Origin of the sequence: Mycobacterium sp. E3298, from assembly GCF_001666895.1 — a bacterium.
Classification (GTDB): Bacteria; Actinomycetota; Actinomycetes; order Mycobacteriales; family Mycobacteriaceae; genus Mycobacterium.
Map to the genome: position 1 here is coordinate 21142 of NZ_LZJB01000334.1, position 6274 is coordinate 27415.

Here is a 6274-nt window from a genome sequence, read left to right on the forward strand (position 1 = left end):
GGGACTTGCCGACGGGCCGGCCGGCGCGTCAGCCGATATTCGGCACCGGCTCCCCCAGCGGTTTGCCGTCGACCTGGACCGGCTCGGGGTATGCGGTCTCGACCGCGCCGCCCTCGTCGATGCCGAACCGGTCGTGCAGCCACGCCAGGGGCCTGGGCGCCCACCAATTCCACCGGCCCATCACATGCATGAAGGCCGGCACGACAACCATCCGCACCAGTGTGGCGTCGGCGAAGACGGCGAGCACCAGGCCGAGGCCGAACATCCGCATGAACGACACGTGGGCGGCGATCAGCGCGGCGAACGACATCGACATCACCAGCGCGGCCGCCGTGATGACCCGGCCGGTGCGGGCGACGCCGAGCGCGACGCTCTCGTCGTTGGCGGCGTGCGCCTCCTTCGCGGTCGGCCGCGCCGGCCGGGCCGCGCCGGACGCGAGCCAGTACTCGCGGATGCGCGAGAGCAGGAACACCTCGTAGTCCATCGACAGCCCGAAGGCGATGCAGAACAGCAGCACCGGCATGTTGGCCACCAGCGTCCCGCTCGGGGTCGTCCCGAGCGCGCCCAGGTGCCCGTCCTGGAAGATCCAGACCAGCGCGCCGAACGCCGCGGTCAGCGACAGGAAGTTGCAGGCCAGCGCCTTGGCCGGCAACAGCACGCTGCCGGTGAGCAGGAACAGCAGCACGAAGGTGACCGCCGCCATCAGCCCGAGGACCAGCGGGAGGAGGTCCGTGACCGCGTCCACGCTGTCGCGGTTGACCTGCGCGACGCCGCCCATCACGACGGACCGGCCCGCCGGCCCGGGCACCTCGTGCAGCCGCTTGAGTTGCGCGTCGTTCGCCGGGGAGAACAGTGGGGCCGTGCTGCTGACGGTCAAAAATGCGCTGCCGTCGGCCAGCCCGGTGGCCCCCGCCGGGGGTCCGGTCCGGTTCCCGCCGACGAACGTCCCGCCGGGGGCCGACACCGCCGACACGTCGGGCACCCGCGACAAGTCGGCGGCGTAGCGGTCGAGGTCCGCCGGGTTCAGCCCGCGCGCGTCGGGGACGACGACGGGCACGGACGTGGCGGAGTCGTGCGCGAAGTCGTTGCGCAGTTGGTCACCGACCTGATGGGACGACGCCGAACGGGGCAGCACCCGGTCGTCCGGGAAGCCCCATTTCACGCCCATGAACGGAGACCCGAGCAGGAGCAGCAGCGCGACGACGGTCAGCCCGATCGGCGCCCAGCGGCGCATCACCAGCTTGGTCGACCGGTACCAGAACAGCTGCTCGACGGGCTTGTGCACCGGCTCGGGCCGCCGAAATGCCCGGCGCATCAGCCGGCGCACGTCGAACGCGTCCAGCCGAGGGCCCAGCAGCACGATCGCGGCCGGGGTGATGACGATCGAGGCGGTCGCGACGAAGGCCACGGTCGCCACGCCGGCGTAGGCGAACGACTTGAGGAAGTACATCGGGAACGCCACGGTCGCCGACATCGACAACGCCACGGTGACGGCTGAGAACAAGACGGTGCGCCCGGAGGTGGCCATCGTGCGGATCAGCGCTTGCTCCCTGTCGCTGCCCTCTGCCAACTCGTCGCGGTAGCGGCTGACGATCAGCAGGGTGTAGTCGATCGCCAGCGCCAGGCCCAACGCCGTGCTCAGGTTCAGCGCGAAGATCGACACCTCGGTGGTGAAGGTGATCAGCCGCAGCACCGTCATCGACCCGACGACGGCCAGCGCGCCCAGCGCCATCGGCAACGCCGCCGCCAGCAGTCCGCCGAACACCCAGATCAGGATCAGGAAGCTCAGCGGCAGCGCGATCATCTCCATCACCAGCAGGTCGGCCTGGTTCTGTGTGTTGATCTGGGCGTACTGCATCGCGGCGCCGCCGGCGCGGACGGTGACGCCGTCCCGGTCATGGATGAATTGGTCCGCGACGGTTTGGGCGTTGCTCTGCGCGTAGTTCTCGCCGCCCTTGAGGTTGACCACGAGCAGGCCGGTCTTGCCGTCGCGGCTGACCAGGTCGGCGGCCGCCTGCGGCGGGACGGTCCACGGTGACGAGACGTTATAGACGAGCGGGGACTTCTGTAGCTGGTTGACGAGGTCGCTGCCCACGTTGCGGGCCTGCTCGCTGCCGGTGCCGCCGGGCGCGGTGACCAGGATCAGCATCTGCTGACCGCTCTGCCCGAACTTGTCGGTCAGCACCTGGATCGCGCGGGCGGACTCCGAGTCCGGGTCCTGAAAACCTCCGGGCGACAGGCTCTTGGCGACGGGGATGCCGAAGACCGCGGCGGCGATGAAGACCAGGACACCGATTGCGATGATGCGGCGCGGCGCCGCGATGGCCACCCGGGCGATCCCCTGCAGCATTTCGAGCCCTTCCGCCGCCGGTGCTGATCGCGCTGGCCGCTGGCGTTTCCGCGTCAACGTAACAAACGCTAGTTTTCACGCGTCAAACAGATTCGCTACTAAGCACGGAGCGCACCGGAAGGACGGTTCAACGCGGCGGTCTAAACCGCGGCGACGGTAAGAGTCCGGCCAGAAAATTGGCCGGCAAGTAAGCAGGTCACGGGCCTGAATGCCGCGATAGACCGCCGACAACCTACCGGCCGGTAAATTGCCACCATTTTCCGAATCGTGACTCAAAGATTCCTTAATGGTGGCCCATACGCTCAGTGTCATGTGGATCGACGACACAAGTGCCGACGTCATCAAGGTTGACTTCGAAGCCCTCTACCACGGCGACGTGCTGGTGGAAGGCGAAACCTCGGAGCAGTTCGACGAACTGCAAGCGGCGAGCTGAGCAACGCCATGAGCATGCTCGCACGGCTGTTGATGGCCGAACCCGCAGTCAGTCGATGGTTCCGTCGATAAGTTCTCTCTCCTTTACGAAAGCCCCCCGCGACGAGCGGGGGGCTTTCGTGTTCAGGGGTCTCAGCGGGGCGCCATGCGGATGGCCCCGTCCAAGCGGATGACCTCGCCGTTGAGCATCGGGTTCTCGACGATGTGCACGGCCAGCGCGCCGTACTCGTCGGGGTCGCCGAGCCGGGCCGGGTGCGGCACCTGCTTGCCGAGCGAGGCCTGCGCCTCCTCGGGCAGCGAGCCCAGCAGCGGCGTCTTGAACAGCCCGGGCGCGATGGTCACCACGCGGATCAGTTCGCGCGACAGGTCGCGGGCGATCGGCAGCGTCATGCCGACCACGCCGCCCTTGGACGCCGAGTAGGCGGCCTGGCCGATCTGGCCCTCGAACGCCGCCACCGAGGCGGTGTTGATGATCACGCCCCGCTCCTCACCGATCGGCTCGGTCTTGGCGATGCGCTCGGCGGCCAGCCGCAGCACGTTGAACGTGCCGATCAGGTTGACGCCGACCACCTTCTTGAAGGCGTCCAGCGGGAACGGGCCGTCCTTGGACAGCGTCTTGATGGCGTTGCCGATGCCCGCGCAGTTGACGTTGATGCGCAGCGGACCCATCGACTCGGCGGTGTCCAGCGCGTTGCCGACGGCGGCCTCATCGGTGACGTCGGCCTGCACAAAACGCGCGCGTTCGCCGAGCTCCTGGACCGCCTCTTCGCCGCGCAGGTCGATCACCACGACCTGCGCCCCGGCGTCGAGCAGCCGCTTGGTGGTGGCCAGGCCCAGTCCTGAGGCGCCTCCGGTGACGACGGCGACGGCGTCCTTGATCTTCATGCGAGTCCTTTCCCTACGAGTCCAGCCAACCAGTTGGTTGGCGACTATACCCAGTCGGCCAGCACCGCTTGGACGTCGGGCAGCGGGGCCGCCGGCGGGCGGGGCACGTCCGGGGTGGAGCGGGAAAACCGCGGTGCGGGCAACGGCTGCGGGCTGCCGTCCACCTCGTAGAAGGTGTTCCGCTCGGTGATGTGCGGCTCGGTGTGCACCTCCCCGAACGCCAGCACCGGGGTCACGCAGGCGTCGGAATCGGCGAACACCTTGGCCCAGTGGTCGCGGTCGTGGCCGGCGAACGCCGCCGTCAGCGCCGCGCGCAGCTCGGGCCAGCGGCTGACGTCGTTCTGCGCCGGCAGGTTCGCCGCGTCCAGGCCCAGCCCCGCCAGCATGGCGGCGTAGAACTGCGGCTCGATGGCGCCGACGGCGACGTAGCGTCCGTCGGCGCACTCGTAGGTGTCGTAGTAGGGCGCGCCGCCGTCGAGCATGTTGGTGCCGCGCACGTCGGACCACATGCCCAGCGAGCGCATTGACCACATCATCTGGATCAGCATGCTCGAGCCGTCGACCATCGCGGCGTCGACGACCTGACCCTTGCCGGACTTCTGCCGCTCCCACAACGCGGACAAGATCCCGACCAACAGGAACATCGAGCCGCCGCCGAAGTCGCCGACCAGGTTCAGCGGTGGCACCGGCCGCTCGTCCGCCCGGCCGATGGCATGCAGGATCCCGTTGAGCGAGATGTAGTTGATGTCGTGGCCCGCCTGCTGGCTGCGCGGGCCGGATTGTCCCCAGCCGGTCATCCGGGCGTAGATCAGCCGCTCGTTGACCTCGGCGCACTGCTCGGGGCCGAGCCCCAACCGCTCGGTGACGCCGGGCCGGAAGCCCTCGATCAACACGTCGGCCTTGGCGACGAGCTTCAGCACGACGGCGCGTCCCTCGTCGGACTTCAGGTCGACGGCCACCACGCGCCGGTTGCGCAGCATGGCGTCCTTGGCCACACCACCGGGACCGGTTGACGGCCGATCGATGCGCACCACGTCGGCGCCCAGATCCCCCAGGATCATCGCCGCGTGCGGGCCCGGCCCGATCCCGGCCAACTCGACGACCCGAAGCCCCTTCAGCGGTCCAGCCACGATCTACCGACCTTTCGTCTGCTCTGACGCCCGTTGTTGTTGGCATCTTCGCAGCCGCGTTCGACGGGCACGCAGCCCGGTCACTTAGGGTGAGCCCATGCCCCAATCCGCGATCGACACACTGGCGCCCGTCGCAGGCCTTTCCGTCACGCTGTCCGACGGCGTGCTGTCGGTGACCATCGACCGGCCGGACAGCCTCAATTCCCTGACCGTGCCGGTGATTACCGGCATCGCCGACGCGATGGAGCGCGCGGCGACCGACCCCGAAGTCAGGGTCGTGCGCCTGGGCGGTGCCGGCCGGGGGTTTTGTTCCGGGGCCGGCATCAGCGCCGACGACGTGTCCGAGACCGGGGTCCAGCCGGACGAGATCGTGCTGGAGATCAACCGCCTGATCCGGGCGATCGCGGCCGTGCCGCACCCCGTGGTGGCCGCGGTCCAGGGACCGGCGGCCGGCGTGGGTGTTTCCCTGGCGCTCGCCTGTGACGTCGTATTGGCTTCGGAGAGCGCGTTTTTCATGCTCGCCTTCACCAAGATCGGGCTGATGCCGGATGGTGGCGCGTCCGCGCTGATCGCCGCCGCCGTAGGGCGCATCCGGGCGATGCACATGGCGTTGCTGCCCGAACGCCTACCGGCCGCCGAGGCGCTGTCCTGGGGCCTGGTCAGCGCGGTCTATTCGGCCGACGAGTTCGAGGCGGAGGTGGACAAGGTGATCGCGCGGCTGTTGGCGGGCCCCGCGGTGGCGTTCGGCAAGACGAAGCTCGCCATCAACGCGGCCACGCTCGCCCAGCTGGATCCGGCCCTGCAGCGCGAATACGAGGGGCAGGCCGTGCTGCTGCGCTCGCATGACTTCGTCGAGGGCGCAACCGCTTTCCAGCAGCGCCGCACGCCGGACTTCACCGATCGCTGACGCCATCGCGCTTACGGGTGGCCCAAGCCGGTAATCCTCCCCCGCGTCGGGTCCGAATAATTGGAAGACGACGAACGGAGATCCCATGGCTGGACAGCTGCGCTGTCTCGTGACCGGGGCGACCGGCTACATCGGCGCCCGGCTGGCGCCGCGACTGCTGGACGAAGGTCACGAGGTGCGCGCCTTGGCCCGCAACCCGGCCAAGTTGGAGGACGTGCCGTGGCGGCAACAGGCCGAGGTCGCGCGCGGCGATCTGGGTGACGTCGATTCCCTCATCGCGGCGTTCGACGGGATCGACGTCGTCTACTACCTGGTCCACTCGATGGGCACGTCGAAGGATTTCGCCGACGAGGAAGCCCGTGCGGTCGGCAACGTGGTGACGGCGGCGCGCCGCGCCGGGGTGCGGCGCGTCGTCTACCTGAGCGGGCTGCATCCCGAGGGCGGCAAGCTCTCGCCGCATCTCGAGTCGCGGGCGGCGGTGGGCGAGGCGCTGATCGCCTCGGGCATCGAAACCGTCGTGCTGCAGGCGGGGGTCGTGGTCGGCTCGGGATCGGCTTCGTTCGAGATGAT

At 69.1% G+C, this 6274-nt stretch carries 6 protein-coding genes; 3 read left to right on the forward strand and 3 right to left on the reverse strand.

The window, feature by feature from the left end; genetic code table 11:
- Window positions 1–28: 28 nt before the first annotated feature.
- Entirely contained in the window at window positions 29–2350 is a 2322-nt protein-coding gene (locus A9X05_RS15700) for an MMPL family transporter (protein WP_067755850.1), read from the reverse strand.
- A gap of 310 nt (window positions 2351–2660) precedes the next feature.
- Between A9X05_RS15700 and A9X05_RS32535 the strand changes: the two genes are divergently transcribed.
- On the forward strand, window positions 2661–2783 hold the full coding sequence (locus A9X05_RS32535) for a hypothetical protein (protein ID WP_003878506.1): 123 nt from the start codon (window positions 2661–2663) through the stop codon (window positions 2781–2783).
- Window positions 2784–2914: 131 nt separating this feature from the next.
- Here the strand turns inward: A9X05_RS32535 and A9X05_RS15705 are convergent, their stop codons facing one another.
- Together A9X05_RS15705 and A9X05_RS15710 are read right to left on the reverse strand one after the other, a co-directional pair.
- Window positions 2915–3667: a 3-hydroxyacyl-CoA dehydrogenase gene (locus A9X05_RS15705; protein WP_067755853.1), complete on the reverse strand. Its 753-nt coding sequence runs from the start codon at window positions 3665–3667 to the stop codon at window positions 2915–2917.
- A gap of 44 nt (window positions 3668–3711) precedes the next feature.
- Complete coding sequence (locus tag A9X05_RS15710) at window positions 3712–4797, reverse strand: CaiB/BaiF CoA-transferase family protein (protein ID WP_067755856.1); 1086 nt, start codon at window positions 4795–4797, stop codon at window positions 3712–3714.
- Between the two features lie 97 nt (window positions 4798–4894).
- On the opposite strand from A9X05_RS15710, the gene A9X05_RS15715 reads away from it, so the two are divergent.
- Together A9X05_RS15715 and A9X05_RS15720 are read left to right on the forward strand one after the other, a co-directional pair.
- Window positions 4895–5704, forward strand: coding sequence for an enoyl-CoA hydratase (locus A9X05_RS15715; RefSeq protein WP_067755859.1), 810 nt, complete (start codon window positions 4895–4897; stop codon window positions 5702–5704).
- Window positions 5705–5789: 85 nt separating this feature from the next.
- On the forward strand, window positions 5790–6274 hold a 485-nt coding region (locus A9X05_RS15720; RefSeq protein ID WP_156736757.1), incomplete at its 3' end, for an NAD(P)H-binding protein.